Origin of the sequence: Nocardioides sp. REDSEA-S30_B4 (genome assembly GCF_001627265.1) — a bacterium.
In the GTDB taxonomy this organism is placed as follows: Bacteria; Actinomycetota; Actinomycetes; order Propionibacteriales; family Nocardioidaceae; genus Nocardioides.
Genome location: NZ_LUPI01000031.1, coordinates 1 through 26893 on the forward strand (window position 1 = coordinate 1; position 26893 = coordinate 26893).

Sequence of the window (26893 nt, forward strand, 5' to 3'; positions counted from 1 at the left end):
ACGTTCGTGCAGGCGCCGGCCACCACCGCAGCCACCGCGACCACCGACCGACCGGTCACCCAGGTGACCCAGAGCGCCGCCGCGCAGGTCGTGCCCGAGCTGACCCGGCTCGTGCAGGCCGGCCCCGGCACCCACCGGATGGTGCTCCGGCTCGACCCCGAGCACCTCGGTGACGTCCGGATCACCCTGACCGTGCACCCCGGCGGGGTCCGGGTGCGCATGGCCACCGGCTCCGAGGACGCCCGCGCCACCCTGCACGAGGGGCTGCCCGCCCTGCAGCGCGCGCTGGAGTCGATGAGCGGCCGACCGGCCGGCGAGACGCAGCTGAGCGTGCTGCACCACTCGCAGGCCGCCGGGCAGCAGGGCAGCCAGCAGGCCGGCCACCACGCCGGCAGCCAGGCAGGCGGCCAGGCAGGCGGCCAGCCCGACCCCCAGGCGTACGACGGCGACAACCCGCCGCCGAGCCAGACCGACGCCGGCGCGTCGGACCACCAGACCCCCGGCGAGCGGCCCCAGGCCGAGCACCGGGCCGCAGGACGACCCGCAGGGACGCAGGTCGACACCACTGCCAGGGACGGCAGCCAGGGCGCGGGGACCCCCCGCCCGGCCGACCCGCCCACGTCGGACGCCTCGCGGCGCCTCGACGTGAGCATGTGAGGAGGGACCGTGACCATCCCAGCCACCGAGGCTGTGACGGGCAGCGGCATGGCGGGGCTCTTGCCCGCCAGCACGACGGCGGCGACCGATGAGAGCAAGGAGATGTTCCTGCAGCTCATGGTCGCGCAGCTGAGGTACCAGGACCCGATGAACCCGGCGGACTCCAGCGAGTTCCTCGCGCAGAACGCCCAGTTCACCGCCCTGGAGAAGATGCAGGCGGTCGCCGACCAGACGGCGATGGTGCTCCAGGCCACGACGGCCTTCGGCGCCAGCTCACTGGTGGGCCGCGACGTCTCCTACACCCTCAGCGACGGCACCCAGGGCACCGGAGCGGTGCACGGGGTGAGCTTCGGCGCCGCAGGACCGGTGCTCGACGTCGGCGGTGTCGACGTCCCGCTCGCGTCCGTGCTCGCGGTCACCGACGGCTCACGAGCCGGCCAGTCGTCAGGCCCCTCAGAGGGCCAGTCCTCCAGCACCCCGTCCGACCCGACCACGTCGGCCGTCTGACACCCGCCCCAGCAGTCCACCGGTCTCCACCGACCTTCTGAGACAAGGAACTCGTCCCATGCTCCGTTCGCTCTTCGCCGGCATCTCCGGCCTCCGCGTCAACCAGACCATGCTCGACGTCACCGGCAACAACATCGCCAACGCCAACACCACCGGCTTCAAGTCCTCGACCACCGTCTTCCAGGACACCCTGAGCCAGATGATGACCGGCGGCACCGCCGCCAACGCCGAGCGCGGCGGCACCAACCCGGTCCAGATCGGGCTGGGCGTCCAGATCGCCACCACGTCGACCAACTTCAACCAGGGCTCGGCCCAGATGACCGGCCGCGGCACCGACCTGATGCTGCAGGGCGACGGGTTCTTCGTCGTCCAGCGCGGCAACGAGCAGATGTACACCCGCGCCGGTGCGTTCACCTTCGACGAGACCGGCACCCTGGTGACCAACAGCGGCGCGCGGGTGCAGGGCTACGGCCTGGACGCCACCGGCGCCCCGGACTACGCGGCCGGCCTCATCGACATCACCCTCGACACCGCCGTGCTGCCCACGCTGACCCCGCCGGTGGGTGCGGGCACCGCGCTGACGTCGTACACCTTCGGCTCCGACGGCATGCTGCGCGGCGTCTTCTCCGACGGCATCCAGCGCGACATGGCCCAGCTGGCCAGCGCCGACTTCGCCAACGTGATGGGCCTGGAGAAGATCGGCGAGACGGCCTACCGCGCGTCGGCCAACTCCGGCGCAGTGCAGCTGGGCGTGCCCGGCCAGGACGGTGCGGGCACGATCATCGCCGGAGCGCTGGAGATGTCCAACGTCGAGCTCGCCGCCGAGTTCACCAACCTGATCCTCGCCCAGCGTGGCTTCCAGGCCAGCTCGCGGGTCATCACCACCTCCGACCAGGTCCTCGAGGAACTGGTCAACATCAAGCGCTGACCCCCGCGGAGAGGCCGTCGGCCCGGACCCCTCAGGTCCCGGTGCCGGCGGCCGATCTGTTTCCTCGACGGCCACGGACGGCCGTCGGGCCAAGCACAAGGATGGTGCCACCCCATGATTTCCCTGACCCGTCTCTCGGGGTCCGTGTTCGCTCTCAACGCCGACCTCATCGAGCGCATCGACAGCACGCCGGACACGGTCATCACGTTGGTCGACGGCAAGAAGTACGTCGTCGCCGAGCCGCTGCGCGACGTGATGTCCTCGATCCTGCGCCACCGCGCCGAGGTCGTCGCGCTGTCCAGCCACATCCAGGTCGGTGACCTGCGGCTGCCGGCCGACACCCACGACCCGCACGGGCTGGTGCCCGAGCAGCAGGCGCTCGCCTCACTGCTCGACCTGCACCAGCCCCGACCGAGCCTGAGCGTGATCGACGGCGACCACCCGAGTGGTGTCGCGGCGACCGTGACGGAGGAGGTGAGCCCCCGATGAAGGACCTCGCCACCGCGGTCGGCATCTTCGGCGGCTTCGGCGTCGTCATCACCGCCAACATCCTCGAGGGCGGCAACCCGATGTCGATGTTGCTGCTCCCGCCGATGCTCCTGGTGTTCGGCACCTCGATCCTCATCACCATCGCCGGCGGCACGCTGCCTGACGCCAAGGCCGCGGTGAAGGCCCTGGGTCGCGCCTTCGGCGGCAGCGGTCAGATCTCGGGCGCCGACGCGGTGCCGCAGATCGTGTCGCTGGCCGACCGCGCCCGCCGCGAGGGCCTGCTGGCCCTGGAGGACATGGTCAAGGACATGGACGACCCGTTCCTGGCCAAGGGCGTCACGCTGGCCATCGACGGCACCGACCCCGAGGAGGTCCGCGACATCCTCGAGGCCGAGGTGAGCGCCAAGAAGCGGGCCGACAAGCAGTCGGCCAAGTTCTACGCCGACGCGGGCGCCTACGCGCCCACCATCGGCATCGTCGGAACGGTCATGGGCCTGGTCCACGTGCTGGAGAACCTCGCCGAGCCCGAGAAGCTGGGTCACCTCATCGCCGCCGCGTTCCTCGCGACCCTGTGGGGCGTCGCCAGCGCCAACATCATCTTCCTGCCGATCTCCGCTCGCCTGAAGCGGCTCTCCGAGCTCGAGTGCGCCCGGATGGAGCTGGTCGTCGAGGGCATCGCCGCCATCCAGGCCGGCGCCAACCCGCGGGTGATCCAGCAGAAGCTCACCTCGCTGCTCCCCGCGGAGGACCAGCTCTCCGAGGCGGCGTGACATGAGCAGCGGCCACGGGTCCCGTCGCAAGAAGCACGAGGAGCACGAGGAGCACGAGAACCACGAGCGGTGGCTGGTCAGCTACGCCGACATGGTCACGCTGCTCATGGTGCTCTTCGTCGTCATGTTCGCGATGAGCCAGGTCGACGAGAAGAAGTACGCCCAGCTCAAGGAGGGTCTCGCGGCCGGCTTCGGCAGCAGCGACTCCCTCCTCGTGGGCAGCTCTTCGCTGCACGACCAGCCCGGGTCGGCCCCCGTCGACTCGGTGTCCCCCCAGCTGGCCACCGCCAACCTCGACTCCGAGCAGCGGCAGGTCGTGGCCAACGCCGTCCAGCAGGCGGCGGCGCTGCAGAACCAGCGGTCCTGGGACGAGGCCGCCGCCGAGGCCGAGCGCCTGGAGAAGGTCCGCGCGACGCTGACCGAGGCCCTGGAGCGCGAGGGACTGGCCGGCGACGTCGCGACGTCGTACGACCACCGCGGCCTGGTGATCAGCCTGGTCTCGCGCCACGTCGTCTTCCAGGCCAACCTGGCCTCGCTGAGCCTGCGCGGGCAGCAGGTCGTCGACGCGGTCGCGCCCGTGCTGCGGTCACTGGAGGACCCGCTCCAGATCGACGGTCACACCAACCAGGTGCCGGTGAAGCCGAAGTACTACGCCACGGACTGGGACCTCTCGGCCGCCCGTGCCGTCACCGTCCTGCGCCGTCTCGAGGAGCAGCACGGGCTCCCGACCGCCCGGCTCTCGATGGCCGGCTACGGCTCGACCCGACCACTGGTCGACCCCAGCAAGCCCGGCGCGCAGGCGGTCAACAAGCGGGTCGACATCGTCGTGTTGACCGACCTCGCACCCCAGGACGCCGCCCTGCTGCCCGACGCTGCGGCCAAGCAGGAGGCCGACGCCGCGATAGCACAGGAGAAGGCGACCGGCAAGGCCCAGAAGAAGGCCCGGACGAAGGCGGAGAAGAAGGCCGCCCGCAAGGCCAAGAAGGCCGAGCAGGCAGAGACCGACGACACGCACGACAGCGACACCGACGAGACCGACTCCCCCGACACCGACGGGGCCCACGCGGCCGCCGGACGCATCGCACCCGATCCGAAGGAGCAGTCATGAGCACCACCGCGACCGCCCCCGCCGCGGCCGGCGCCGCCCCCGAAGCAGAGGCCAAGGGCGGCAAGAAGAAGCTGATCATCATCGTCGTCCTCGTGCTGCTGCTCGGCGGCGGAGGCGGCTACTGGTTCTTCCTCAAGCCCGCCGGCGCGGAGCCGGCTCCGGAGCCGGGCGAGGTGCTCGTCCTGGACCCGGTCCAGATCAACCTGGCGGAGGGCCACTACCTACGCATCGGCATCGCGTTGCAGTTGGTCGTTGACATCAAGCACGAACCCGACGGCAGCAAGGCGCTGGACGCCACGATCGAGCTGTTCTCCGGCCAGGACATGGTGGACCTCGGCAAGGCCAAGCATCGCCAACAGCTCAAGGAGGAGCTCCTGGTGTACCTGGAGGAGGAGTACCACGGCGACGTGATGGGGGTGTACTTCACCGAGTTCGTCACCCAGTAGCGCCGCAGGGCGCACTCCCGCCGAACGGCGGGACGTCACCCGGGACCGGGCAGGAAACCGGTCCCCGGGCATAGTCCGAACGGACTATTTCCACGCCTGAGCCCGCTGGCGGCGCACGTTGCGGCAGCCGGTTGTCTCAGGAGAGGCCATGGACGGCCGATCGGGGCAACGTGAGCCTCCCGTCGAGCCTGCCGGCCGCCCCCGGACCGACCTCCGGCGGCCGGTCGCGCCGTCGCGGCGGCGCGGACGTCGTGCCCTACGACTTCCGTCGCCCCATCCAGCTCTCGCGTGAGCACCAGCGGATCCTCCAGCTCGGCTTCGACGGCTTCACCCGCCAGGCCACCACCGTCTTCACCAGCGCGCTGCGCTCGGTGTGCGCGGTCTCGATGCGCACCATCGACCAGCGCTCCTACGCCGAGTACGTCGACAGCCTGGACCAGCTGACCTACCTCACCCTCTTCACCACCGAGCCGATGCCCGGTCGCGGTGTCCTGCACCTGCCGCTGGACGCGGTGATGTCGTGCGTGGACCACATGCTCGGCGGGCCCGGCTCCCGGACCCAGCCCAAGCGGCCGCTGACCGAGATCGAGTCGGGCGTCGTGCGCGGCCTCGTCGAGCGGCTGCTGCGCGAGATGCGCTACTCCCTGGCCGCCATCGTGGCGATGGACCCCGAGGTCACCGGCGTCGAGTACAGCCCCCAGTTCGCCCAGGTCGCCGGCCCCGCCGACGTCATGGTCGTCATGGAGATGGAGCTGCGCATCGACGACGTGCCGTTCGAGATGTCGGTCTGCCTGCCCTTCAGCGGCCTGCACCCGCACCTCGCCGCCGCGGCCGCACCGGCCCCCGTGTCGAACCGGGAGCGTGCCCAGCGCGCGGAGGCCGCCCAGGTCCTCCAGCGCAGCTTCACCGACGTGCCCGTCGACGTGAGCGTCCGGTTCCGCTCCAGCTTCGTCGACCCGGCGCTGCTGTCGAGCCTGAGCATCGGCGACGTGCTCCGGCTCGGTCACCCCGCCTCGGCCCCGCTCGACATCACCGTCGACGACGAGGCCTTCGCCCACGCCACCCCCGGCACCCAGGGCGAGCGGCTCGCCGCCCTGATCGTGGCCGCCCGTCCGACGTCGCCCGATGAGCTCGCCGAGCTCAGCGGCGGCGGCGCCCACCAGCCCGCTCCCCCCACCCCGGTGCACCAGGTGACCGACCTCGCCGCGGGGCTGCCCCCCGACGTTGCTCGCGACCTTCCCCCCGGCTTCCCGCCGGGTGCCCCCACCGGCCTCGACGACCCGACCCTCACCCTGCAGGAGCTCCGATGACCGCCGCCCCGATCGTCCCCGGCCCGCACGACGCGGTCGCCACGACGGCTGCCGCCGCGCTGGCCGCGATCCTGCCGTCGTCCGAGCAGCTGGAGCCCGGGACGCCGCAGCCGGGCACCGAGCACGTCACGTCGCTCTTCTCCGCCGCAGTGGTCGCCGACCTCGGCGGCGCCATCAGTGGCCGGGTGGGCGTGCTCGTCGCCGACGAGCTGACCTCGGCGCTGTCCTCCAGCCCCATGGGGGAGCTGGACCTGGCCGCCGCCGTGCAGCCCGCACTCGACGCCGCGGCCGCCGCGCTGGGCGGCACCGCCCAGGCCGGCCGCACCGTCGACCTCGACGACGTCGTCACCGACATGGGCGGCGACTTCACCGCCGTCCCGCTGATGGGCAGCACGATCTTCGCCGCCGTGCTGGTGCCCGACTCGACGCTGCAGGAGGCGGAGCGGGCGACCGCCCCTGCCTCGACGGCGACGCCAGCGGCACCGGCCGCCGGCGCGACCGACGCCCCGTCGACCCTCGGTGAGGCGATCGGCGAGGCGCTGGGTGGGTCCGTGGACGAGTCCATGGGTGGGTCGACGGGCGCGGGTGCTGGGCACGGCTCGATCGCCCAGCCGACCCTGCCGCCCGTGCCCGGCCCGCCGGTCGAGGGCAACGTCCGCTCGATCGCCACCGGCCGCCGCGGCATCGAGATGCTGCACGGGGTCGAGATGGAGGTCACCGTCGAGCTCGGTCGCACCCGGATGTCCGTGCGTGACCTGCTCGCCCTGACGCCCGGAGCCGTGCTCGCCCTGGACCGGGCCGCCGGCAGCCCGGCGGACCTGCTGGTCAACGGTCGGCTCATCGCCCGGGGCGAGGTGGTGGTCGTCGACGAGGACTTCGGCCTCCGGATCACCGAGATCATAGACCAGAGCGCCGCGGTCTGATCCGCGTACGAGGGGGGAGAGAACCATGGGAGAGCTGCTGCTGCGGATGGTGTTCAGCCTGGCGGTCGTCGTCGGGCTGCTGATCCTGATCAGCCGGGTCGCCGCGCGTCGGCTGCACGGCAGGGCCGGGTCGCCGATCGAGGTCCTGCACCGCCAGGCGCTGAGCAAGTCCGCGTCCGTCTCGGTCGTCTCGGTCGCCGGCCGGGTGCTGGTGCTCGGCAGCACCGACCAGCAGGTCAACGTGCTCACCGAGCTCGACCCCGACGCCTTCAGCGCGGAGGAGGACAGCGCTGCCGAGGCGGCCGCCGAGCACGACGAGCAGTCCGACGACCTGGCCGAGGACCTGACCGGCGACGAGCTCACCGCCCTTCTGGCCGGTGAGACCGGGTCGATCGACCCGGCGGCGTACGACTCGCTGCCCTCGCTGGAGGCGCTGCTCGCCGAGCCCGACCAGGTCACCCTCGAGGAGCTCTTCGGCCACCGTCCGCCGACGCACGCCGCTCCGGCCACGTCCCCCGCCGCGGCCGCGGCCGCCTACGCCGCGCCCGTCGTTCCAGCCCCGGCCCCCGCGCAGCCGACCGCCTCCGACGAGGAGGACCCGTTCCTCCCCGAGGACCCGTCGTACGCCGCTTTCGCCTCGGCCCTGCGCGCGCAGTTGGCCACCGGGGCGCACGCCGACCCCGTCTCCCCGGCCGTCTCCTCCGGGGCCCGCAGCGGCCGCCACGCCGCTCCGGCGCCGGCCATGGAGCTGCCGCCGACGGTCACCGGCGGTGCCCGGGCCGCCCGCACCACCGAGGCGGCCCCGGCTGCCCCGGTCGCCCCGGCCCAGCCGACCGTCGCCGCAGCGCCGGCCGGCCCGTCCGCCGCTGACCTCGCCGCCCTGCGTGCGGCGCTGCTCTCCGCGCAGCTGCAGGCCGGCAGCAGCACCGCCGCCCGCACCACGGCGCCGACCTCGCGGCCGGTGCCCGAGGCGGGGCTCGCACCCGAGGGTGCGCTCAGCGGGTCGGTGCTCTCGCCCACGACCTGGCGTCAGGCCTACCGCGCCGTCACCCGCCGCGCCTCCTGACCACCGCGGCCCGGGGACCGGGGAACCCACCGGCCCCCGACCCGCCATGCCCTGACCGACCCTGACCGGCCCTGACCAGCCCCGACCTGCAGAGAGAGGTGAACCCGATGACCAGCAGCCGCACCGTCCGCCGTCACCCGGGCTCCCCCTCGACCCTCGTCCGCGCCCTGGTGGTCTCCCTGCTGGCGCCGCTGGCGCTGCTGCTGGTGACGGTCGGGACGACCGGCCAGGCCGCTGCCGCCCCCGGCCTCGCGACTGCCCAGGCCCAGGCCCAGGTCCAGGTCCAGGCCCAGGTCCAGGCAGCCCCGCAGCCCACCGCACCCGACGCCGAGCAGACCCAGGGCGGCAACGGTCGCAACCGCGGCAACCAGGGTGCCGACGAGACCGGCGCCGACAGCGTCGTCATCGACGTCGAGGGCCTCACCGACAAGCCGAGCTCGTCGGTGACGCTCCTGCTGACCCTGACCCTGCTCTCGCTGGCCCCGGCGATCCTGCTGACCTGCACCAGCTTCACCAAGATCCTGGTGGTGCTGGGCCTGACCCGGAACGCGCTGGGCCTGCAGCAGACCCCGCCCAACCAGGTGCTCGCCGGACTGGCGTTGTTCTTGAGCGTCTTCATCATGGCGCCGGTCCTGAGCCAGGTGAACGACGAGGGCCTGCAGCCCTACCTCGACGGTCAGAAGAACGCGGCGGCCGCCTACGAGTCGGGGGTGGAGCCGCTGCGGGAGTTCATGCTCGACCAGACCGGCGACGAGGAGCTGGCCCTGCTGACCAACGTCGCGCGTCGCGACCTCCCGGCCAACCGGGCCGAGGTGCCGATGTCGACGCTGGTGCCGGCGTTCATCATCAGCGAACTCAAGCAGGCCTTCATCATCGGCTTCATCATCTTCATCCCGTTCCTGGTCATCGACATCGTCGTGAGCGGGGCGCTGATGGCGCTGGGCATGATGATGATGCCGCCGGTGATGGTGTCGCTGCCCTTCAAGCTGCTGCTCTTCGTCCTCGTCGACGGATGGGCGCTGATCATCACGAGTCTGGTCCAGAGCTATGCCTAGCGGCCGTGAGGCCGCCAGCGCCCCCGACAGACCAGCCATCCGGGCCCGCCACGACGTGTCGGCCCCGGCTCCCCGGAGGACCCCATGAACGACACCACGGTCATCGAGATCGCCACCCTCACCATGGAGGTGGCGCTGAAGCTGTCCGCGCCGATCCTCCTCACGGCGCTCTCGGTCGGCTTCACGGTGTCGCTGTTCCAGTCGATGACGCAGATCCAGGAGTTCACCCTGGCGTTCGTGCCCAAGGTGGTCGCCGTCGGCGCCGCCCTGGTCGCCTCGGGCAACTGGATGCTGCAGACGCTCATCAACTTCACCCAGGACCTGTTCGCGATGATCCCCGGCCTGCTGGCCTGACGCGCGCACCCAGGAACCGACCCGTGTACGTCACCCTCGCCGGCGAGCCGCTGCTGGCCTACCTCCTGGCCTCGGTGCGCATCGTGGCCTGGCTGGTGGTCGTGCCGCCGTTCTCGACGCGGGCGGTGCCGACGATGGTCAAGGTCATTCTCAGCCTCGGCCTGGCGCTGGTCATCGCCCCGTCGCTGGCGCAGGCGGAGGTGCCGACCAGCCTGCCCGGCCTGGTCGTCACGGTGGTCACCCAGGCGGCCACCGGAGCCGCGCTGGGCTTCGTCACCTCGCTGATGTTCGCGGCGGTCGCGGCGGCCGGCAGCCTGGTCGACGTCTTCGGCGGCTTCGCGCTCGCGCAGGGCTTCGACCCGCTGGGCCAGCAGGGCAGCACCGTCTTCGGCACCTTCCACCAGTGGCTGTTCACGATGCTGCTCTTCGCCAGCGGCGGGCACCTGCTGGTCATCGGCGGCCTGCTGCGCACCTTCGACCTGGTGCCGGTCGGCGAGATGCCGCAGGTCACCGACGGCCCCGGGCTGCTCACCCGGATCTTCACCCTGTTCGTGGTCATCTCGGTGCAGGTGGCGCTGCCGATGATCGCGGTCCTCTTCGTCTCCGACCTCGGGCTTGCGCTGATGACCAAGGTCGCCCCCCAGCTCAACGCCCTGAACGTGATGTTCCCGGCCAAGATCGGGATGACCCTGGTCCTGGTGGGCCTGAGCTTCCCGGTGCTCATCACGGTCGTCGAGCGGGTCGTCGACCACGCGATGCGGGCGATGGCCGCCCTGATGGGCGGCTGAGGCAGGTGAGCACCCGTGGCCGGTGAGAAGACCGAGAAGGCGACCCCGAAGAAGCGCAAGGAGTCGCGCAAGGAGGGACAGGTCGCCCGCACCGCCGAGCTCGGCGGGTGGATCAGCCTGTTCCTGGTCACCCTGGCCCTGCCGCCGGCGCTGCGCTACCAGGCCGACTCGATCACCGGGCTGATGACCCGGTGCCTGCGGGCGCTGGAGGACCCCAGCGTCGAGGTGGCCTCGGCCCTGTTCCGCGACGCGGGCATGGCGGCGTTCCTGACCCTGGTCGTCCTCGGCGGCACGGTGCTGGTCCTCAGCACCGCGATCACGCTGGCCCAGGGCGGTCTCTACGTCGCCTCGAAGATGATGAAGCCCGACCTCGGCAAGCTCAGCCTGCTCAAGGGCGCCAAGCGGATGTTCGGTCCGCAGGCCTGGTGGGAGCTGGCCAAGATGCTGATCAAGACCCTGCTGGTGACCGGGCTGGTCTACCAGACCGTCTCCACGCTGATCCCGATGATCGGCGGGCTCGTCCCCATGGCGCGGCGGCGCATCACCAAGGCCACGAACATGACCAAGCAGGAGGTCAAGGACGAGCACAAGCAGGCCGAGGGCGACCCGATGCTCAAGGGCCAGATCCGCTCGCGCCAGCTGGCCAACGCCCGCAACCGGATGATCGCCGACGTGATGGAGTCCGACGTCGTGCTGGTCAACCCCACGCACGTCGCGGTCGCCCTGCGCTACCAGCCCGAGCGCGGCGCCCCGGTCGTCGTGGCGCGCGGGGCCGGCGTGGTGGCGGCACGGATCCGCGAGGTGGCCACCGACGCCGGCGTACCCCTGGTCCAGGACGTCCCGCTCGCCCGCGCCCTCCACCGCTCCACCGAGGTCGGGATGGAGATCCCCACCGAGCTCTTCGCCGCGGTGGCGCACGTGCTCGCGTTCGTCATCAGCCGCCGTCAGCGTGGGTCGTACGCCGGCACCCACCGCTCCCCGCGCGGCGAGGCCGCCCTGCCGGACGTGCCGCACGCCGGGGCACGTCGCCGCCGGACCCCCACGGCCGGCGCGACGGCCGGGCCGAACCCCTCAGGTGCCGTGCCCGCCGGTCGATAGGACCCCCGACGCCAGGAGGGCGTCGCTGCAGCCAGGACGGCTGGTCGAGTGAGCTCCACGACCCCGGAAGGCCCGCATGTCCCTCCAGCGACTGACCCAGATCGGCGTCCCGGTCGGGATCGTCATGATCGTCGTGATGCTCGTCGTCCCGCTGCCGCCGGTCGTGCTCGACCTGCTGATCGCGGCCAACATCGCCGGCGCGCTGCTGGTGCTGCTCACCGCGATGTCGGTCGAGCGCCCCCTGGACTTCGCCGCGTTCCCGGCCGTGCTGCTGGTGATGACGCTCTTCCGGCTGGCGCTCAACGTGAGCGCGACCCGGCTGGTGCTCCTGGACGGCTACGCCGGGAAGGTGATCGAGACCTTCGGGCACTTCGTTGTCGGCGGCTCCCTGATCGTCGGCCTGATCATCTTCGTGATCCTGCTGATCATCCAGTTCGTCGTCATCACCAAGGGCGCCGAGCGCGTGGCCGAGGTCGGGGCCCGCTTCACCCTCGACGCCATGCCCGGCAAGCAGATGGCGATCGACGCCGACCTCAACTCCGGGCTCATCGACGAGGACGAGGCACGGCGCCGTCGCCAGGAGGTGCACGCCGAGGCCGACTTCTACGGCGCGATGGACGGTGCCTCGAAGTTCGTCAAGGGCGACGCGATCGCAGCCATCCTCATCACGGTCGTCAACCTCATCGGCGGCATGGCCATCGGCTTGGCCCAGCTCGGGATGTCCCCCGGCGACGCCGTGTCCACCTACTCGCTGCTGACGGTCGGCGACGGCCTGGTCAGCCAGATCCCGGCGCTGCTGCTGTCGGTCGCCACGGGCCTGGTCGTCACCCGCAGCGCCGCGGAGTCCGACATGGGCTCCGACATCGTCAAGCAGATCACCGGCAACAAGAACGCCCTCCAGATCGCCGGCTTCGGGGCGATGGCGCTGTGCCTGATCCCCGGCCTGCCGAAGATCCCCTTCCTGGTCGTCGGCGGCGTGATGCTCCTGCTCTCCGCCCGCGCCGGGCGCGAGGAGCCCGCCGCGGTCGAGGCCACCGACGAGGTCGCCGAGCTACCCGCCGCCGACCACCCCGAGCAGCTCGCCGAGGAGATCCAGGTGGACCCGCTGGGCCTGGAGCTGGCCGCGGACATGATCGACCTGGTCGACCAGGCCCACGGCGGCGACCTGCTGCAGCGGGTCAAGGCGCTGCGCCGCAAGATCGCCGGCGACCTCGGCGTCGTCGTCCCGCTGGTCCGCACGCGCGACAACCTCGAGCTGCCCAGCCGCACCTACGCCATCAAGCTCTTCGACATCGAGGTCGCCCGTGGCGAGGCGCCCCCGGGCACCATCCTGGCGATCGGCGACTTCCTCGGCTCCTTGCCCGGCGAGGCCACCAAGGAGCCGGTCTTCGGCCTCGAGGCCAAGTGGATCCCCGCCGAGCTGCGGGCCCAGGCCGAGCTGTCCGGCGCCACCGTCGTGGAGCGCTCCGCGGTCATCACCACCCACCTCTCCCAGGTCGTCACCACCTACGCCGCCCGGCTCCTGGGTCGCGAGGACGTCCGCCTGCTCACCGACGTCGTCAAGCGCACCCACCCCAACGTGGTCGACGAGCTCACGCCCACCCTGCTCTCGCTCGGCGAGGTCCAGCGGGTGCTCCAGCAGCTGCTCGAGGAGGGCATCGCGATCCGCGACCTGGTCCGGATCTACGAGGCGCTGTCGCTGAAGGCGGCCCAGACCAAGGACGTCGACGCCCTCGTCGACGCCGCGCGCACCGCCCTCGGCCCGGCCGTGGTGGCGCCGTACGTCGCCGGCGGGACCGTGCACGTGCTCAGCTTCGACCCGGTCTTCGAGCAGCGGCTCCTGGAGTCGCTGCGCCACGGCGAGCAGGGCGCCACGCTCGTGCTCGACCCGGTGACCGCCCAGACCATCATCGGCGGGCTGGCCCAACACCTGGTGCAGGCCGAGAACCACAACATCCGCCCCGTGCTGGTGTGCGCGCCGCAGCTGCGTGCCGCCGTGCGCCGGCTGGTCCGCCCGGCCATCGACCGGCTAGCCGTCCTGGCCTACCCCGAGCTGTCCGGCACCGCCCAGGTGCGGTCGGTCGGCGTCGTCGGCGGCGAGCGGAACTCCGTGCTGGTCGGCGAGCAGCCGGCCGCCGCCCCCACCTCTGCACCCGCACCCGCACCCGTGTCCAGCGTCGCGATGGGAGCCTGACCATGAATCTGCTGTCCCCGCTCGTCCTCGGCGCTGCCGGCGTCTGCGCCTCCCCCGCGCTGTACCAGGCGCTCACCGGGGGGATGCCGATGGAGGTGGCGATGAGTCGCTACCTGGTCGCCCTCGGGATCTGCTGGGTCGCGCTCTCGGTCGTCGCGGCGATGGTCGGCGAGCCACCGGCACCGGTACGCCAGGCCGCGGACCGGGGGGTGGACCGGGGCGAGGACCCGACCCTGGAGATGGAGCGACCCCCAGGCGTGCCCGCCGAGCAGTGAGACTGCCCTGACGAGCGGGTCCGGCGGACGGATCCGGACCACCTGGGGGTCGGGTGGCTGCCCTGGATTGCCGGCAGCGACGTCCTACGAGGGAGCGCTGCTAGCGAGCAGCCACCTCACGCGTCCGTAGAGAAATCATGTCTCGGACCACCTCCTTTCCCGTGTCCCTCCACGGTAGGTCGGCGTCCTCCCCCGCACAACGGACTTTTCTCCCGCCCCCACCCCTCCCCGCCGAACCGGCGTATCAACACGCCGGCTCGCCTCCTGGATCGTCCTGGCCGGCTTGCTGCCGCCCGGCGCGGCCGACTCGTTCTACGCCGACCTGCTCCCCCGTCTGCACGGCCTCGCGCCGGTCGCGGTCGCCGGCGAGGACCAGGCGGCGGTCGACGCGATCGCCGCCCTCGTCGCCCAGGACCTCGACGCCGCCTGAGCAGGCTCCGCCTCCGGAGGTTGCCGAACCTATCGTTTTTCGATAGTTTCCTCTCGACTGACGAGAGGAGCTGTCATGCACGCGCACACGGTCACCGCCACCCGCATCATCCTGGCCCTGGGCCTCGCCGGCTCGCTGTTCGTCCAGGCCGTGCTGGTCCCCCTGCTCTACCTGGACCTGGAGGGCGCGCCGGCACCCGTCCGTCTCCAGGTGGTCACGATCATCGCCCTGGGCATCGTCGCCATCCAGGTGGTGATGGTGTGCACGTGGCGACTGCTCACGCTGGTCGGTCGCGACGAGGTCTTCTCGCCGCTCTCCTTCCGCTACGTCGACGTGATCAGCGCAGCGGTGGCGACCGGCGCGCTGCTGCTGTTCTGGCTGGGCGCGGTCGCCGCGCCCGGCGACGAGGTCGCCCCGGGCATGGTGCTGCTCATCGGTGGTGCGGGCGGCCTGGCCCTCGGCGCCGCCCTCGTGGTGCGTGTCATGCGCGCCCTGCTGAGGCAGGCGGTCGAGATGCGAGCCGAGCTGGCGGAGGTCATCTGATGCCCATCGTCGTCGACATCGACGTGATGCTCGCCCGCCGCAAGATGTCGGTGGGGGCGCTGGCCGAGGCCGTCGGCATCAGCCCCGCGAACCTGGCCGTGCTCAAGAACGGCCGGGCGAAGGCCGTGCGGTTCTCCACGCTCGAGGCACTCTGCGAAGCCCTCGACTGCCAACCCGGGGACCTGCTGCGTCACGAGCCCTGAGGACCGACAGCAGCACGCCCCTTCCCACCCGCCGAACCGGCGTATCAACACGCCGGCTCGACCCACAGCGCACGCCGAACCGGCGTATCAACACGCCGAACCGGCGTGGAGGGGAGGGTCAGGCGTCGGCCGCGGCGGTGAACTGGGAGCGGTAGAGCGCGGCGTACGCGCCGTCGGCGGCGAGCAGCGAGGCGTGCGTGCCCTGCTCGACGATCGCGCCGTCCTCCATCACCAGGATCAGGTCGGCGTCGCGGATCGTGGAGAGCCGGTGCGCGATGACGAACGACGTCCGGTCGGTGCGCAGCGCCGCCATCGCGTGCTGCAGCAGCAGCTCGGTGCGGGTGTCGACGCTGGAGGTCGCCTCGTCGAGGATCAGCAGCGCCGGGTCGGTGAGGAACGCCCGGGCGATCGTCAGCAGCTGACGCTCCCCCGCCGATAGGTTCGCCCCGTCCTCGTCGACGATCGTCTCGTAGCCGTCGGGCAGCGAGTGGACGAACCGGTCGACGTACGTCGCACGCGCGGCCTCCAGCACCTGCTCGTCGGTCGCGTCGGGCCGGCCGTAGGCGATGTTGTCGCGGATGGTGCCCTCGAAGAGCCAGGTGTCCTGCAGCACCATGCCGACCTGCGCACGCAGCTCCTGCCGGCTCAGGGTCGCGGTGTCGACCCCGTCGAGCAGGATGCGGCCGGCATCCACGTCGTAGAAGCGCATCACCAGGTTGACCAGCGTGGTCTTGCCGGCGCCGGTCGGCCCGACGATCGCCACGGTCTGGCCGGGGCTGGCCACCAGCGAGAGGTCCTCGATGAGCGGCCGTGTCGGATCGTAGGAGAAGGACACGTGCTCGAAGGCCACCTCGCCCCGGGTCACCCCGGCACCGGCGCGGGAGGCGACGGGCACCTCGGCCATCGGCTCCTCGTCGGCGTCGAGCAGCTCGAAGACCCGCTCGGCGGAGGCGACACCCGACTGCAGCAGGTTGGCCATCGACGCGACGGTGGTCAGCGGCTGGGTGAACTGGCGGGTGTACTGCACGAAGGCCTGCACCTCACCGAGCGTCACCGCCCCCGAGGAGATCCGCAGGGCACCCACGACCGCGACCACGACGTAGTTGAGGTTGCCGATGAACATCATCGTCGGCATCACCAGGCCGCTGATGAACTGCGCCTTGAACGACACGTCGTAGAGCGCGTCGTTGTGCTCGGCGAAGGTGCGCTCGACCTCGTCGGTGCGGCCGTAGACCTTCACCAGCGCGTGACCGGAGAACGCCTCCTCGATGTGGGCGTTGAGCCGACCGGTCGTGCGCCACTGCGCGACGAACTGGCCCTGCGACCGCTTCATGATCGCGCGGGTCGCCATCAGCGAGACCGGGACGCTGAGCACCGCGACCAGGGCGAGCAGCGGGCTGATCCAGATCATCATCGCCAGCACCGCCAGCACGGTGAGCAGCGACTGGAGCAGCTGGCTCATCGTCTGCTGGAGGGTCTGGCTGATGTTGTCGATGTCGTTGGTGACCCGGCTCAGCAGCTCTCCGCGCGGGGAGCGGTCGAAGTAGCCCAGCGGCAACCGGTGGATCTTGTCCTCGACGTCCGAGCGCATCCGGCGCACGGTGCGCTGGACGACCCCGTTGAGGACGAAGCCCGCCAGCCACGAGAGCGCCGACGCGGCGGCGTACACCGCGAGGACCAGCAGCAGCCACTCGCCGACCGCGCCGAAGTCGACGCCCTGGCCGGGCACGACACCCTGGCCCTGGACGGCCTCGGGCAGCTGGTCGTCGGGCGTGCCGACCGGCGTGCGCGAGCCGACGAACCCGCGGAAGACCAGGTCGGTGGCGTGACCGAGCAGCCGGGGCCCGATCGACATCAGCAGCACCGAGACCACCACCAGGGCGACCACGAGCGTGGCCAGGGCGCGCTCGGGGCGCATCCGGCCGACCAACCGCCGGGCCGAGGGGCCGAAGCTCATCGCCTTCTGCCCCACCATGCCGCCACCCATCGGGCCGCGACCGGGGCCGCCGGCGGGTGCCTCGATCCGCTCCGTGGCCGCGAACCCCTGCTTGCCCGGTGTCGTGGGGGTGCTCATGCCGCCTCCTCCGCGGAGAGCTGCGACTCCACGATCTCCTGGTACGTCGGGCAGTCGGTCACCAGCTCGTCGTGGCTGCCCCGGCCGACGACCCGGCCGTCCTCGAGCACCACGATCACGTCGGCGTCACGGATCGTGGAGACCCGTTGCGCCACCACCACGACCGTCGACTCGGTCGTGACCGGTCGCAGGGCCGCGCGGAGCTTGGCGTCGGTGGCCAGGTCGAGCGCGGAGAAGGAGTCGTCGAAGAGGTAGATCGCGGGGCGCCGGACGACCGCGCGGGCGATCGCGAGCCGCTGGCGCTGGCCACCGGAGAAGTTGGTGCCGCCCTGGGCGACCGGGGAGTCCAGCCCCTCGGGGAGCGCGCTGACGAAGTCGCGCGCCTGCGCCACCTCCAGCGCCTGCCACATCTGCTCCTCGGTGGCGTCGGGCAGCCCGTGGGCGAGGTTGCTGCGGACGGTGCCGCTGAAGAGGTAGGCCTTCTGCGGCACCATCCCCAGCTCCGCCCACAGCACCTCGGGATCCAGGTCGCGCACGTCCACGCCGGCGACGCGGACGGTGCCCGCGGTGGCGTCGAAGAGCCGCGGCACCAGGTTGACCAGCGTGGACTTGCCGGCACCGGTCGAGCCGATGACGGCCACGACCTGCCCGGGACGCGCGGTGAGCGAGCAGTCGCTGAGCACCGGCGACTCCGCCCCCGGGTAGGAGAACGTGACCGCCTCCAGGTCGAGGTGGCCGCGACACGTCGGGTCCAGCGGGCGCGGGTCGGGACTGCGGCGTACGGACGTCTCGGTGGTGAGGACCTCGGAGATCCGCTCGGCGCAGACCGCCGAGCGCGGCACCTGCATGAGCATGAAGGTCGCCATCATCACCGACATCAGGATCTGCATGAGATAGGAGAGGAACGCGGTGAGCGCGCCCACCTCCATCTGGCCGGCGTCCACGCGCTGGCCGCCGAACCAGACCACCCCGACGCTGGAGACGTTCACCACCAGCATCGCCAGCGGGAACATCGTCGCCATCCAGCGCCCGGCGCGGACCGCCACGTCGGTGAGGTCGTCGTTGGCGACCGCGAACCGCTCGGTCTCGTGCCGCTCGCGGACGAAGGCGCGCACGACCCGGATGCCGGCGATCTGCTCGCGCAGCACCCGGTTGACCTCGTCGATGCGCGACTGCATCGCCCGGAAGCTCGGCAGCATCCGGGAGATCACGAAGCCGACCGAGAGGAACAGCGCCGGCACGACGACCGCCAGGATCCACCCGAGCCCGAGGTCCTCGCGCAGCGCCATCAGCACGCCGCCGACCATCATGATCGGGCTCGAGACCGCGATCAGGCAGGTCATCACCACGAGCATCTGGACCTGCTGGACGTCGTTGGTGGTGCGCGTGATCAGCGACGGTGCGCCGATCTGCTGCACCTCGCGGGTCGAGAAGGTGCCGACCCGCTGGAACAGGTCGCGCCGCAGGTCACGGCCGAACGCGGTGGCGGTGCGCGCGCCGAACCAGGCGGCCCCCACCGAGCAGACGATCTGCACGACCGAGACCGCGAGCATCACGCCCCCGAGCCGCCAGATCAGCGCGGTGTCCCCGGGGACGACGCCGTCGTCGATGATCGCCGCGTTGAGGCTCGGGAGGTAGAGCATCGCGAGCACGCCGACGAGCTGCAGGGCGACGACGGCCACCAGCCAGGGGCGGTACGTCGACGGTGAGGCGGTCGGCGTCGGAGCCGACCAGGGCGACCATCAGGCCGTGGATCTCGGCGCGCGCCGCCTGCGCCTGCTCACCGTCGTGGTCGGGCGGCCGGAGCATGCCGACCCGGCGCATCAGGTAGAACGTGGCGCGGTAGCGCTGCTGGAGCACCCCCACCAGGCGCACGAGCCGGTCCTCCAGGGGCAGGTCCACCTCGATCTCGCGGATGCGCTCGACCAGCGCCCCGGGCTCGAAGGCCCGGCTGATCGCTGCCTCGACCAGCTCGTCCTTGGTGTCGAAGACGCGGAAGATCGTGCCCTCGGCGATGCCGGCGGCCTCGGCGATCTGGCGGGTGGTGACGTCGCGGCCGTGCTCGCGCAGCAGCCGGAGGGTGACGTCGACCAGGGAGGTGCGGCGGTCCTCGGGGGACATCGGGCGGGCGCGGGGCGGCATGCCCGCAGCCTAGCCCAGGAGTGAGTGAGCACTCACTCGATTAGTCGGGGTCAGGGCTGGAGCCGGCGGGTCGTCCACCCTTGTGCGGTACGCCGGTACTCCAGCCGGTCGTGCAGCCGCGAGGGCCGGCCCTGCCAGAACTCCACCGCCTGCGGCCGCACCAGGTAGCCGCCCCAGTGCTCCGGCGGCGGGACGTCGCGGCCCTCGAACGCCCGCTCCGCCCCGGCGTACGCCGCCTCGAGCGCGGAGCGGTCGGCGACGGGCTCGGACTGGGCCGACGCGTGCGCGCCGAGCTGGCTGCCGCGCGGGCGCTGGGCGAAATAGGCCTCGACCTCCGTGCGCGGGAGCAGCTCGGCGGTCCCCTCGACCCGGACCTGCCGCTCCAGCGGGTGCCACGGGAACAGCAGCGCGCAGCGCGGCTCGGCCGCCAGCGCGCGCCCCTTGCGGGAGGCGTGGTTGGTGAAGAAGACGAAGCCACCGTCCTCGACGCCCTTGAGCAGCACGGTGCGCACCGACGGTGCGCCGTCGGGATCGGTGGTGGCGACGACCATCGCGTTCGGCTCGTCGAGGCCGGCGGCCACCGCCTCGGCGAACCAGCGGTCGAAGACCACCAGCGGGTCGGGGTCCAGGTCGCTCTCGTCGAGCCCCCTGGCGGCGTACTCGCGGCGCAGCGCGCGCAGGTCGGTCATGGACCCGAGCGTACGGACGCAGGGCCCACGCGTCGGTCTCGGCGGACGGCCGCTGCGCCGGGCCGGCGGGACGTCCGGCAGAATGCATGAGGTTTGACCCCGGCCGCGACCCGGCCGGACGAGACGGACGAGACGGACCACGTAGGACGACGAAGGAGTCGACATGCCTGAGGTGCACCACGGACTGGAGGGCGTCATCGCCTTCGAGACCCAGATCGCCGAGCCGGACAAGGAGGGCTCCGCGCTCCGCTACCGCGGCGTCGACATCGAGGACATCGTCGGCCGGGTGCCGTTCGAGCACGTGTGGGGCCTGCTGATCGACGGCGCCTACACCCCCGGCCTCCCGCCGGCCGAGGCCTACAACATCCCGGTCCACACCGGCGACGTCCGCGTGGACGTCCAGGCCGCGATCGCGATGCTCGCGCCGGCCTTCGGCTTCGGCCAGACCTACGACATCTCCGACGAGCAGGCGCGCGAGGACCTCGCCCGCGTCGCCGTCATGGTGCTGTCGTACGCCGCGCAGTCCGCGCGAGGCCTCGACAAGCCCGTCGTCCCCCAGAAGATCGTCGACGAGGGCAAGACGCTCGCCGAGAAGTTCCTGATCCGGTGGAAGGGCGAGGCCGACCCGAAGCACGTCAAGGCGATCGACGCCTACTGGTCCTCCGCGGCCGAGCACGGCATGAACGCCTCGACGTTCACCGCGCGCGTCATCACCTCCACCGGCGCCGACGTCGCCGCGGCGTTCTCCGGCGCCATCGGCGCGATGAGCGGCCCGCTGCACGGCGGCGCCCCCTCGCGCGTGCTGGGCATGATCAGCGACGTCGAGCAGTCCGGCGACGCCGACGCCTACGTCAAGGGCATCCTGGACCGCGGCGAGCGCCTGATGGGCTTCGGCCACCGGGTCTACCGCGCCGAGGACCCCCGCGCCCGCGTGCTGCGCCGCACCGCCAAGGAGCTCGACGCCCCGCGCTACGCCGTGGCCGAGGCGCTGGAGCAGGCGGCGCTCAAGGAGCTGCGCGAGCGTCGTCCCGACCGCGTGCTCGAGACCAACGTGGAGTTCTGGGCCGCCATCGTGCTCGACTTCGCCGAGGTCCCGGCCAACATGTTCACCTCGATGTTCACCTGCGCCCGCACCGGCGGCTGGTCGGCGCACATCCTGGAGCAGAAGACCACCGGTCGCCTGATCCGTCCCTCCGCGGTCTACGCCGGCCCGGCCCCGCGCCCGGCCAGCGACGTCGAGGGCTGGGACGACGCCTGGGCCTGAGCCCCGACCGGAGCCCGCTGGTCTCGAGACGGTTGCAGCGCAACCTCCTCGACCGGCGGGCTTCGTCGTTCCCGAGGGCGGGCTCCTCGACCGGCGGGCTCCGTCGTTCCTGGCGGGCCCCGTCGTTCACTTCTTTTTCTTGACGACCCGGCCCTCGTAGAAGCTGGTGTTGCCGAAGCCGCCCTGCCGCGACAGCGAGATGTGCACGTGGTCGCGGTGGCGCAGCGTCTTGGAGCACTTCTTCTTCCGCTTGCACGAGGAGGAGAGGTAGTCGGTCGGCTCGAAGCCGCGCCACGCGGCGTACATCTGGTCGTTCCAGATGATGTACATGATCCCCATCCGGCGGGCCTTCGCCGCCGGGCGCTCGCGGTGGTCCTCGGCGAGCACGTCCTTGAGGAACGCCTTGACCCGCTTGCGGCCGGCCTTGGTGGTGGCGTCGTTGGACCAGTCGACGGCCGCCGCCCCCGGCTTGGCCTTCGGGCTGCACCTCTCCTCGGGCTGGTAGTGCGCGAAGTCCTCGATCGCGGCGCCGGCCGGCGCCGTGCCGGTCACGGTGAAGGCGCCGGCCAGCAGCAGGACGGGCAGCAGCCCGGACACGAGCGACCTCAGGGCGCGACGAACAGGCACGAGCATGGTGGATCCCTCCGAGACCGAGACTCCTCGGCCGCCTCCCCGCGACCGAGGGGACGAGGGTAGGCAGGTCGGCCGATCCCTGTCCCGGGTTCAAGAGACCGCGGTGGGCCGGGCCCGGTCGGGGGGCGCGGAGCGACCTCAGACGCCGACGAGCAGCTCGCGCGCCTGGGTGACCGGCTGGGTGCCGTTGAACAGCTCGAAGCGCCACCCGTGGCGGCGGGACTGGCTCAGGGTCCCCGACAGCTGGAACGGCACGCGCTCGACGATGCCCTCGGGATAGGTCAGGACCGCCTCGGTGCGGGCCACGAACCACAGCACGTCGCCGCGGTGGCGCGCCCAGACCTCGCCGACCTCCCAGCCCATGGTGAACGGCTCCTCGAAGACCTCGGCGAGGAAGAAGGCGAGCTCCTCGTGCCCGTGGGCGTGCTCCCCGAGGTCGTCGCCGTAGGCGGCGCCGTCAGGGGTGAAGCAGGCGACGGCGGCGTCCACGTCGCGCTCGGCGAAGGCGCGACCCAACCGGGCGAGCGTCTCGACGACGACCCGCTGGAGATCCGCGCTGACCTGCTGCTTCTTCACACCTCCTCAACGACGGGCGGGCCCGGGGGGTACGCCGTCGACCGGGGGGATCTGGAGCACCTTGCCGAAGCAGCGCGAGAGCGGGGAGTCGCGGTAGTGCCCGAAGCCGGGCACGGGCTCGTAGCCGCTGGAGGTGTAGAGCGCGATCGCCTCCGGCTGGGCGGCACCGGTCTCCAGGACCAGGGCGCGGACGCCGGCCTCGGCGGCGGTCCGCTCGAGGTGGGCCAGGACCAACCGCGCCAACCCGCGGCGCTGGGCGGCGGGCACCACGAACATCCGCTTCACCTCTGCCAACGGCGCGTCGGACGGCAGGCCGGGCACCACGGCGGCCGTCGTGCGGCGCCAGGCGCCGGTCGCCACCGGCGTACCGTCGAGGTGGCCGATGAAGAAGCTGCCGTGCGGCGGCTGGAACATCAGCGGGTCCAGCGGGGTCTCGTCGGGGCCGCCGTAGCGCCCGACGTAGAAGGCCTGCACCTGCTCGACGAGCAGCGCGACCTCGGGGTCGCCGTAGCCGACCTGGGAGATCGTCCAGCCCTCAGGCCAGCGAGGCCCCGCATCCGTCACAGAATCTCGCGTCCTCGTCGTTGCGCACGCCGCAGGAGCGGCAGTACGGACCGGTGACCGCCGCCCCACGGCTCCCCTCGGCGCCGTGCGGACCGTCGTCGACGGTGCGGCCGACGCCCATGATGCCCTCCCCGTCGGAGAGGTAGGCGGCCGACTGCTTCAGCGTCGGCATCGTCTCGCCGGCCGCGTAGCGCGCCTGCGCCCCGATCGTGCCGGCGTTGAGCGCGGCGAGGCCGAAGACGCACAGGAAGCCACCGGCCGCCATCATCAGGATCGGCCCGAAGTCGGCGTCCACGCTCGTCGACTGGGCGTCGGCGATGAAGCCGCGCACACCGAGGCCGCCGATGACGAGCCCGGCGAGGAGCAGGACGACCCCGATGACGCGCAAGGTGGTGCGGGTGCCGGCCGTGCGGGGCAGGTCATGGCCCTCGGGGCCCCGGGAAGTGGTCATGCCACCTCTTTACCCTGGCGGACACGTGGGAAACGACGTCGACACGCCTGGGATGATGGCGCCGTGACGTCGGACCTGCGCATCCCCGCCGACCTGCTCCCCCGTGACGGCCGCTTCGGCTCCGGCCCCTCGAAGGTGCGCGTCGAGCACCTCGACGCCCTCGCGGCCACGGGTACGACGCTGATGGGGACCTCCCACCGGCAGACCCCGGTCCGGTCGCTGGTCGGCCGCGTCAAGGAGCGGCTCGCGACGCTGTTCTCGCTGCCCGAGGGCTACGAGGTCGTGCTCGGCGTCGGCGGCTCCACGGCGTTCTGGGACGTCGCGACCCACGGCCTCGTCGAGCGCCGCTCCCAGCACCTGGTCTACGGCGAGTTCACCGGCAAGTTCGCCACTGCTGCGGCCGCGGCCCCGTGGCTGGCCGAGCCGTCGCTGGTGCGCGCCGAGCCGGGCTCCCTCGCCACCCCGGTGGCGACCGAGGGCGTGGACGCCTACGCCTGGGCGCACAACGAGACCTCCACGGGCGTGATGGCCCCGGTGCTGCGTCCGACCGGGATCGACGAGGACGCACTCGTGCTCGTCGACGCCACCTCGGGGGCCGGCGGGCTGCCGGTCGACCTGTCCGAGGTGGACGTCTACTACTTCGCCCCGCAGAAGGGCTTCTCCTCCGACGGTGGGCTGTGGGTGGCGCTGATGTCGCCCCGTGCGCTCGAGCGGGCCCGACGGATCGCGGCGACCGACCGGCACGTCCCGGCGTTCTTCGACCTGCCGACCGCGATCGACAACTCGCGCAAGGACCAGACCTACAACACGCCCTCGGTCGCGACGCTGTTCCTGATGGACGCGCAGCTGGAGTGGATGCTCTCGCTCGGTGGCCTCGACGCCACCGTGGCCCGCACCCGCGCCTCGGCCGCGCACCTCTACGACTGGGCCGAGCGGGCCTCCTGGGTGACGCCGTTCGTCGCCGACCCGGCGCACCGCAGCCACGTGGTCGGCACCCTCGACCTGCACCCGCCGCTGGACTTCGAGGACGTGCTGCGCGTGCTGCGCGCCAATGGCATACTCGACACCGACCCCTACCGCAAGCTCGGTCGCAACCAGCTGCGTGTGGCGATGTTCCCCGCGATCGACCCCGACGACGTCCTGGCCCTGACCCGGTGCCTGGACTGGGTGCTCGAGCGGCTCAGCTGAGCAGCTTCAGCGTCGCCCGCTCCAGCGCCGCCTGCCGCTGGTCGGGGGTGTCGTAGGTCCGCCGGGTCGTGCGCTCGATGGTGCGCCCCTCCTCGTAGGCCTCGATCACCCGCGGGTCGACGTAGGAGGACCGCGCCAGGGTCGGGGTGTTGCCCAGGAAGCCCGACACCTCCTTCATCGCCCCCGCGACCGCCCGCTTGCGCGAGGCGGCGCTCTCCCCGTGCTCGGGGGTCTCGGCCAGGGCCGCCGCGGCGAGCACGGTGGCGTGCCAGGTGCGGAAGTCCTTGGCCGTCGCCTCCACCCCGGTGGTGTCGCGCACGTAGTCGTTGACCAGCTCCGGCAGCACCGACCGCCACGAGCGGGAGAGCTTGTAGGACAGCAGTCGCGGGTCCTCGGCGCGCCGCCGGCGCATGACCTCGACCGCCTCGATCACGACCAGGTCGTCGATCTCGACCCGGTGCTCGACCCCCGACTTCCCGACGAAGGCGAAGACCAACCGGTCCTGGCGCCGCCGCACGTGCCGCCGCTCGAGCGTGGTCAGGCCGAAGGAGCCGTTCTCGTCGGCGTACACGTCGTTGCCGATGCGGAAGTAGCCGAGGTCGAGCAGCCGCACCGCCGCCGCGCAGGCGCGCTCCAGCGGCATCCCCTCGCGCCCGAGGTCGCCCACGACCCGCTCGCGGGCCTTGACCAGGGCCTTGCCGAAGAGCAGCACCCGCTCGAACTTCTCCTGGTCCCGCTTCTCGCGCCAGGCCGGGTGGTAGAGGTACTGCCGCCGCCCGGCGTCGTCGGTGCCGACGGCCTGCAGGTGCCCGTTCTCGTACGGCGTCACCCACACGTCGCGCCAGGCAGGCGGGATCACCAGCGACCGGACCCGGTCGGCGTCCTCGTCCGGCAGCCGCTCGCCCGCGGCGTCGAGGTAGACGAACCCGCGCCCGGCCCGGCGCCGGGTCCACCCGGGCTGGTCGGGAGAGGTCCTGCGCAGCCGCACCATGGCCTGAACCGTAGGTCGGGCTCAGCGCCGGCGGACCACCCAGCCGACCACACCCAGGAGGGCGATGAGCCCCACGAAGACAGCCATCACGACCCCCAGGGAGGCGAGACCACCCGCGAGCGAGGCGTCCTCTGCCGCGGGCGCTTCGGTCGCCTCCGCCTCCTCCTCCGGCGTGGCCGAGGGTCCGGCCGGCTCCGGGGCCGGGGCCACCGCCCGCCGCACGTCGCGCGGCAGCCGCACCTCCAGCACGTCGGTGAACTGCCCCTCGGTGGAGACCAGCACCCGCCCGTCGGGGGTCACCGCGATGCCCTCGCCCTGGTCCTGGTCGGGCAACGAGAGGCCCCCGACGGCGCGCATCGAGGGCCAGGCGTAGACGACCGCCCGCGCGTAGCCGCGCACCACGAGGTGCTTCCCGTCGGGCCAGAACGCGCCGTCGGTGGCGATCGGGATCGCGTCGGCGACGGGGCGCAGCTTGTTCGGGCGGTCCGGGTCCAGGCGCCGGGGCGCCGCGTAGAGGACGCCGCCGAAGATCTGCTTGGAGACGACGTAGAGCCGGCCGGTGAGCGGGTGGGACAGCAGCGTCTCCGCGTCGCGCGGCCCGTCGGCGTACACGAGCTCGAAGGTGGGGTAGGTGCCGCTGCGCTCGCCCCGCCCGACCGGGACGCGGGTGACCGAGATCGAGCTGCGCGCGGCGCCGTTGTCGCCGATGTCGCCGACCCAGACCTCGCCCGGGCCGGCGGGTGCCAGCGCCTCCATGTCGACCGGCGACTCGGCGAACCGCGTCACGCCGACGGTGTCCCCCGCCTCGGCGCCGCCGAGGGCGACGGTGAAGACACGGCCGGAGTCGCCGGAGTCGTTGATGGTCGACAGCAGCCCGCCCCGGACGACGAGGCCCGAGGACTCCACGACCTCGGGGTCGGTGAAGGACATCACGACCTCGCCGCGGTCGGCGGTCAGCGCCGCGGTCACTCCCCCGGCCAGGAACGGCAGGGCGACCAGCACCGCCAGCAGCCGGCTCACGCCCCGCTCGATCCCTGGCCCGATCCCTGGCCCGATCCCTGGCCCGATCCCTGGCCCGATCCCTGGCCCGATCCCTCGAGCGCTCGGCCAGCCGCGGCCGCAGCTGCCAGGTGGCCACGAGGTCGTCGTACTCCGAGACCACCGAGCCACCACGGAC

30 protein-coding genes and 1 pseudogene are annotated in these 26893 nt (G+C 72.3%); 21 read left to right on the forward strand and 10 right to left on the reverse strand.

Annotation, left to right across the window (positions count from 1 at the left end; translation table 11 throughout):
- The 19 genes from A6R01_RS07820 to A6R01_RS07910 all read left to right on the forward strand — a co-directional run.
- A partial coding sequence (locus A6R01_RS07820) for a flagellar hook-length control protein FliK (RefSeq protein WP_292604907.1) occupies positions 1–657 on the forward strand: 657 nt, incomplete at its 5' end.
- A gap of 9 nt (positions 658–666) precedes the next feature.
- On the forward strand, positions 667–1164 hold the full coding sequence (locus tag A6R01_RS07825; protein ID WP_292604908.1) for a flagellar hook capping FlgD N-terminal domain-containing protein: 498 nt from the start codon (positions 667–669) through the stop codon (positions 1162–1164).
- A 58-nt stretch (positions 1165–1222) separates the two neighbouring features.
- Entirely contained in the window at positions 1223–2092 is an 870-nt protein-coding gene (locus A6R01_RS07830) for a flagellar hook-basal body complex protein (RefSeq protein WP_292604909.1), read from the forward strand.
- Positions 2093–2206: 114 nt separating this feature from the next.
- Positions 2207–2581, forward strand: coding sequence for a flagellar FlbD family protein (locus A6R01_RS07835; RefSeq protein ID WP_292604910.1), 375 nt, complete (start codon positions 2207–2209; stop codon positions 2579–2581).
- Positions 2578–3351 carry a MotA/TolQ/ExbB proton channel family protein gene (locus tag A6R01_RS07840; protein WP_292604911.1) on the forward strand — a complete coding sequence of 258 codons (774 nt, stop codon included), beginning with the start codon at positions 2578–2580 and terminating at the stop codon, positions 3349–3351. The genes A6R01_RS07835 and A6R01_RS07840 overlap by 4 nt, the downstream gene beginning before the upstream one ends.
- 1 nt (position 3352) lies before the next feature.
- Positions 3353–4459, forward strand: coding sequence for a flagellar motor protein MotB (locus tag A6R01_RS07845; RefSeq protein ID WP_292604912.1), 1107 nt, complete (start codon positions 3353–3355; stop codon positions 4457–4459).
- The gene (locus A6R01_RS07850) at positions 4456–4905 is read left to right on the forward strand and encodes a flagellar basal body-associated protein FliL (RefSeq protein WP_292604913.1); all 450 of its coding nucleotides are present in this window, start codon (positions 4456–4458) and stop codon (positions 4903–4905) included. Before A6R01_RS07845 ends, A6R01_RS07850 begins: the two co-directional genes overlap by 4 nt.
- A 170-nt stretch (positions 4906–5075) precedes the next feature.
- Positions 5076–6215, forward strand: coding sequence for a flagellar motor switch protein FliM (locus tag A6R01_RS07855; RefSeq protein ID WP_292604914.1), 1140 nt, complete (start codon positions 5076–5078; stop codon positions 6213–6215).
- Positions 6212–7138, forward strand: a complete 927-nt coding sequence (fliN, locus tag A6R01_RS07860; protein ID WP_292604915.1) for a flagellar motor switch protein FliN — start codon at positions 6212–6214, stop codon at positions 7136–7138. The genes A6R01_RS07855 and fliN overlap by 4 nt, the downstream gene beginning before the upstream one ends.
- Positions 7139–7163: 25 nt before the next feature.
- Positions 7164–8204, forward strand: a complete 1041-nt coding sequence (locus A6R01_RS07865; protein ID WP_292604916.1) for a flagellar biosynthetic protein FliO — start codon at positions 7164–7166, stop codon at positions 8202–8204.
- A 107-nt stretch (positions 8205–8311) separates the two neighbouring features.
- A complete protein-coding gene (fliP, locus tag A6R01_RS07870) occupies positions 8312–9259 on the forward strand; it encodes a flagellar type III secretion system pore protein FliP (protein WP_292604917.1) in 948 nt (315 codons plus the stop codon).
- Between the two features lie 84 nt (positions 9260–9343).
- Complete coding sequence (locus tag A6R01_RS07875; RefSeq protein WP_292604918.1) at positions 9344–9613, forward strand: flagellar biosynthetic protein FliQ; 270 nt, start codon at positions 9344–9346, stop codon at positions 9611–9613.
- A 23-nt stretch (positions 9614–9636) separates the two neighbouring features.
- Positions 9637–10401, forward strand: a complete 765-nt coding sequence (locus A6R01_RS07880) for a flagellar biosynthetic protein FliR (RefSeq protein WP_292604919.1) — start codon at positions 9637–9639, stop codon at positions 10399–10401.
- Between the two features lie 15 nt (positions 10402–10416).
- Positions 10417–11499 (forward strand): EscU/YscU/HrcU family type III secretion system export apparatus switch protein, encoded by a 1083-nt coding sequence (locus tag A6R01_RS07885; RefSeq protein WP_292604920.1) that lies wholly within the window; start codon positions 10417–10419, stop codon positions 11497–11499.
- A gap of 76 nt (positions 11500–11575) precedes the next feature.
- Positions 11576–13693, forward strand: a complete 2118-nt coding sequence (flhA, locus tag A6R01_RS07890) for a flagellar biosynthesis protein FlhA (RefSeq protein WP_292604921.1) — start codon at positions 11576–11578, stop codon at positions 13691–13693.
- 2 nt (positions 13694–13695) lie between these two features.
- On the forward strand, positions 13696–13968 hold the full coding sequence (locus A6R01_RS07895; RefSeq protein ID WP_292604922.1) for a hypothetical protein: 273 nt from the start codon (positions 13696–13698) through the stop codon (positions 13966–13968).
- Between the two features lie 283 nt (positions 13969–14251).
- Positions 14252–14398 carry a hypothetical protein gene (locus tag A6R01_RS07900; RefSeq protein WP_292604923.1) on the forward strand — a complete coding sequence of 49 codons (147 nt, stop codon included), beginning with the start codon at positions 14252–14254 and terminating at the stop codon, positions 14396–14398.
- Positions 14399–14473: 75 nt separating this feature from the next.
- Positions 14474–14941, forward strand: coding sequence for a DUF2975 domain-containing protein (locus A6R01_RS07905; protein WP_292604924.1), 468 nt, complete (start codon positions 14474–14476; stop codon positions 14939–14941).
- Positions 14941–15144 carry a helix-turn-helix transcriptional regulator gene (locus A6R01_RS07910; protein WP_292604925.1) on the forward strand — a complete coding sequence of 68 codons (204 nt, stop codon included), beginning with the start codon at positions 14941–14943 and terminating at the stop codon, positions 15142–15144. The genes A6R01_RS07905 and A6R01_RS07910 overlap by 1 nt, the downstream gene beginning before the upstream one ends.
- 118 nt (positions 15145–15262) lie before the next feature.
- Here A6R01_RS07910 and A6R01_RS07915 read toward each other — a convergent pair whose 3' ends face one another.
- The 4 genes and pseudogenes from A6R01_RS07915 to pdxH form a co-directional block, all read right to left on the reverse strand.
- Complete coding sequence (locus A6R01_RS07915; protein ID WP_292604926.1) at positions 15263–17218, reverse strand: ABC transporter ATP-binding protein; 1956 nt, start codon at positions 17216–17218, stop codon at positions 15263–15265.
- Positions 17215–18861, reverse strand: a complete 1647-nt coding sequence (locus A6R01_RS07920; protein ID WP_292604997.1) for an ABC transporter ATP-binding protein — start codon at positions 18859–18861, stop codon at positions 17215–17217. Before A6R01_RS07920 ends, A6R01_RS07915 begins: the two co-directional genes overlap by 4 nt.
- Before the next feature lie 325 nt (positions 18862–19186).
- Positions 19187–19360: pseudogene (locus tag A6R01_RS07925) on the reverse strand (helix-turn-helix domain-containing protein); the annotation flags it as partial.
- A 50-nt stretch (positions 19361–19410) separates the two neighbouring features.
- Positions 19411–20049 carry a pyridoxamine 5'-phosphate oxidase gene (pdxH, locus tag A6R01_RS07930; protein ID WP_292604927.1) on the reverse strand — a complete coding sequence of 213 codons (639 nt, stop codon included), beginning with the start codon at positions 20047–20049 and terminating at the stop codon, positions 19411–19413.
- Positions 20050–20212: 163 nt separating this feature from the next.
- On the opposite strand from pdxH, the gene A6R01_RS07935 reads away from it, so the two are divergent.
- Positions 20213–21313, forward strand: a complete 1101-nt coding sequence (locus tag A6R01_RS07935; protein WP_292604928.1) for a citrate synthase 2 — start codon at positions 20213–20215, stop codon at positions 21311–21313.
- 126 nt (positions 21314–21439) lie between these two features.
- On the opposite strand, the gene A6R01_RS07940 is transcribed toward A6R01_RS07935, so the two are convergent.
- The 4 genes from A6R01_RS07940 to A6R01_RS07955 form a co-directional block, all read right to left on the reverse strand.
- Complete coding sequence (locus A6R01_RS07940; protein ID WP_292604929.1) at positions 21440–21946, reverse strand: hypothetical protein; 507 nt, start codon at positions 21944–21946, stop codon at positions 21440–21442.
- Between the two features lie 138 nt (positions 21947–22084).
- Positions 22085–22522 carry a nuclear transport factor 2 family protein gene (locus A6R01_RS07945; protein WP_292604930.1) on the reverse strand — a complete coding sequence of 146 codons (438 nt, stop codon included), beginning with the start codon at positions 22520–22522 and terminating at the stop codon, positions 22085–22087.
- Positions 22523–22528: 6 nt separating this feature from the next.
- Positions 22529–23086 carry a GNAT family N-acetyltransferase gene (locus A6R01_RS07950; RefSeq protein ID WP_292604931.1) on the reverse strand — a complete coding sequence of 186 codons (558 nt, stop codon included), beginning with the start codon at positions 23084–23086 and terminating at the stop codon, positions 22529–22531.
- Positions 23058–23537 carry a zinc ribbon domain-containing protein gene (locus A6R01_RS07955; protein ID WP_292604932.1) on the reverse strand — a complete coding sequence of 160 codons (480 nt, stop codon included), beginning with the start codon at positions 23535–23537 and terminating at the stop codon, positions 23058–23060. Before A6R01_RS07955 ends, A6R01_RS07950 begins: the two co-directional genes overlap by 29 nt.
- A gap of 63 nt (positions 23538–23600) precedes the next feature.
- Here A6R01_RS07955 and serC point away from each other — a divergent pair, with 63 nt between their 5' ends.
- A complete protein-coding gene (gene serC, locus A6R01_RS07960) occupies positions 23601–24725 on the forward strand; it encodes a phosphoserine transaminase (RefSeq protein ID WP_292604933.1) in 1125 nt (374 codons plus the stop codon).
- Here serC and A6R01_RS07965 read toward each other — a convergent pair.
- Positions 24718–25716: a DNA topoisomerase IB gene (locus tag A6R01_RS07965; RefSeq protein WP_292604934.1), complete on the reverse strand. Its 999-nt coding sequence runs from the start codon at positions 25714–25716 to the stop codon at positions 24718–24720. The two genes, serC and A6R01_RS07965, sit on opposite strands and share 8 nt — an antisense overlap.
- 21 nt (positions 25717–25737) lie before the next feature.
- Positions 25738–26736: a hypothetical protein gene (locus A6R01_RS07970; protein WP_292604935.1), complete on the reverse strand. Its 999-nt coding sequence runs from the start codon at positions 26734–26736 to the stop codon at positions 25738–25740.
- Positions 26737–26893 lie beyond the last annotated feature (157 nt).

Bases quoted from the DNA above. Each gene is read 5' to 3' on its own strand.
- A6R01_RS07830 (WP_292604909.1), top strand. From the start codon at position 1,223: ATGCTCCGTTCGCTCTTCGCCGGCATCTCCGGCCTCCGCGTCAACCAG.
- A6R01_RS07835 (WP_292604910.1), top strand. From the start codon at position 2,207: ATGATTTCCCTGACCCGTCTCTCGGGGTCCGTGTTCGCTCTCAACGCC.
- A6R01_RS07840 (WP_292604911.1), top strand. From the start codon at position 2,578: ATGAAGGACCTCGCCACCGCGGTCGGCATCTTCGGCGGCTTCGGCGTC.
- A6R01_RS07845 (WP_292604912.1), top strand. From the start codon at position 3,353: ATGAGCAGCGGCCACGGGTCCCGTCGCAAGAAGCACGAGGAGCACGAG.
- A6R01_RS07850 (WP_292604913.1), top strand. From the start codon at position 4,456: ATGAGCACCACCGCGACCGCCCCCGCCGCGGCCGGCGCCGCCCCCGAA.
- fliN (WP_292604915.1), top strand. From the start codon at position 6,212: ATGACCGCCGCCCCGATCGTCCCCGGCCCGCACGACGCGGTCGCCACG.
- A6R01_RS07865 (WP_292604916.1), top strand. From the start codon at position 7,164: ATGGGAGAGCTGCTGCTGCGGATGGTGTTCAGCCTGGCGGTCGTCGTC.
- fliP (WP_292604917.1), top strand. From the start codon at position 8,312: ATGACCAGCAGCCGCACCGTCCGCCGTCACCCGGGCTCCCCCTCGACC.
- A6R01_RS07875 (WP_292604918.1), top strand. From the start codon at position 9,344: ATGAACGACACCACGGTCATCGAGATCGCCACCCTCACCATGGAGGTG.
- flhA (WP_292604921.1), top strand. From the start codon at position 11,576: ATGTCCCTCCAGCGACTGACCCAGATCGGCGTCCCGGTCGGGATCGTC.
- A6R01_RS07895 (WP_292604922.1), top strand. From the start codon at position 13,696: ATGAATCTGCTGTCCCCGCTCGTCCTCGGCGCTGCCGGCGTCTGCGCC.
- A6R01_RS07905 (WP_292604924.1), top strand. From the start codon at position 14,474: ATGCACGCGCACACGGTCACCGCCACCCGCATCATCCTGGCCCTGGGC.
- A6R01_RS07910 (WP_292604925.1), top strand. From the start codon at position 14,941: ATGCCCATCGTCGTCGACATCGACGTGATGCTCGCCCGCCGCAAGATG.
- A6R01_RS07915 (WP_292604926.1), bottom strand. From the start codon at position 17,218: ATGAGCACCCCCACGACACCGGGCAAGCAGGGGTTCGCGGCCACGGAG.
- A6R01_RS07920 (WP_292604997.1), bottom strand. From the start codon at position 18,861: ATGCTCTACCTCCCGAGCCTCAACGCGGCGATCATCGACGACGGCGTC.
- pdxH (WP_292604927.1), bottom strand. From the start codon at position 20,049: ATGACCGACCTGCGCGCGCTGCGCCGCGAGTACGCCGCCAGGGGGCTC.
- A6R01_RS07935 (WP_292604928.1), top strand. From the start codon at position 20,213: ATGCCTGAGGTGCACCACGGACTGGAGGGCGTCATCGCCTTCGAGACC.
- A6R01_RS07940 (WP_292604929.1), bottom strand. From the start codon at position 21,946: ATGCTCGTGCCTGTTCGTCGCGCCCTGAGGTCGCTCGTGTCCGGGCTG.
- A6R01_RS07955 (WP_292604932.1), bottom strand. From the start codon at position 23,537: ATGACCACTTCCCGGGGCCCCGAGGGCCATGACCTGCCCCGCACGGCC.
- A6R01_RS07965 (WP_292604934.1), bottom strand. From the start codon at position 25,716: ATGGTGCGGCTGCGCAGGACCTCTCCCGACCAGCCCGGGTGGACCCGG.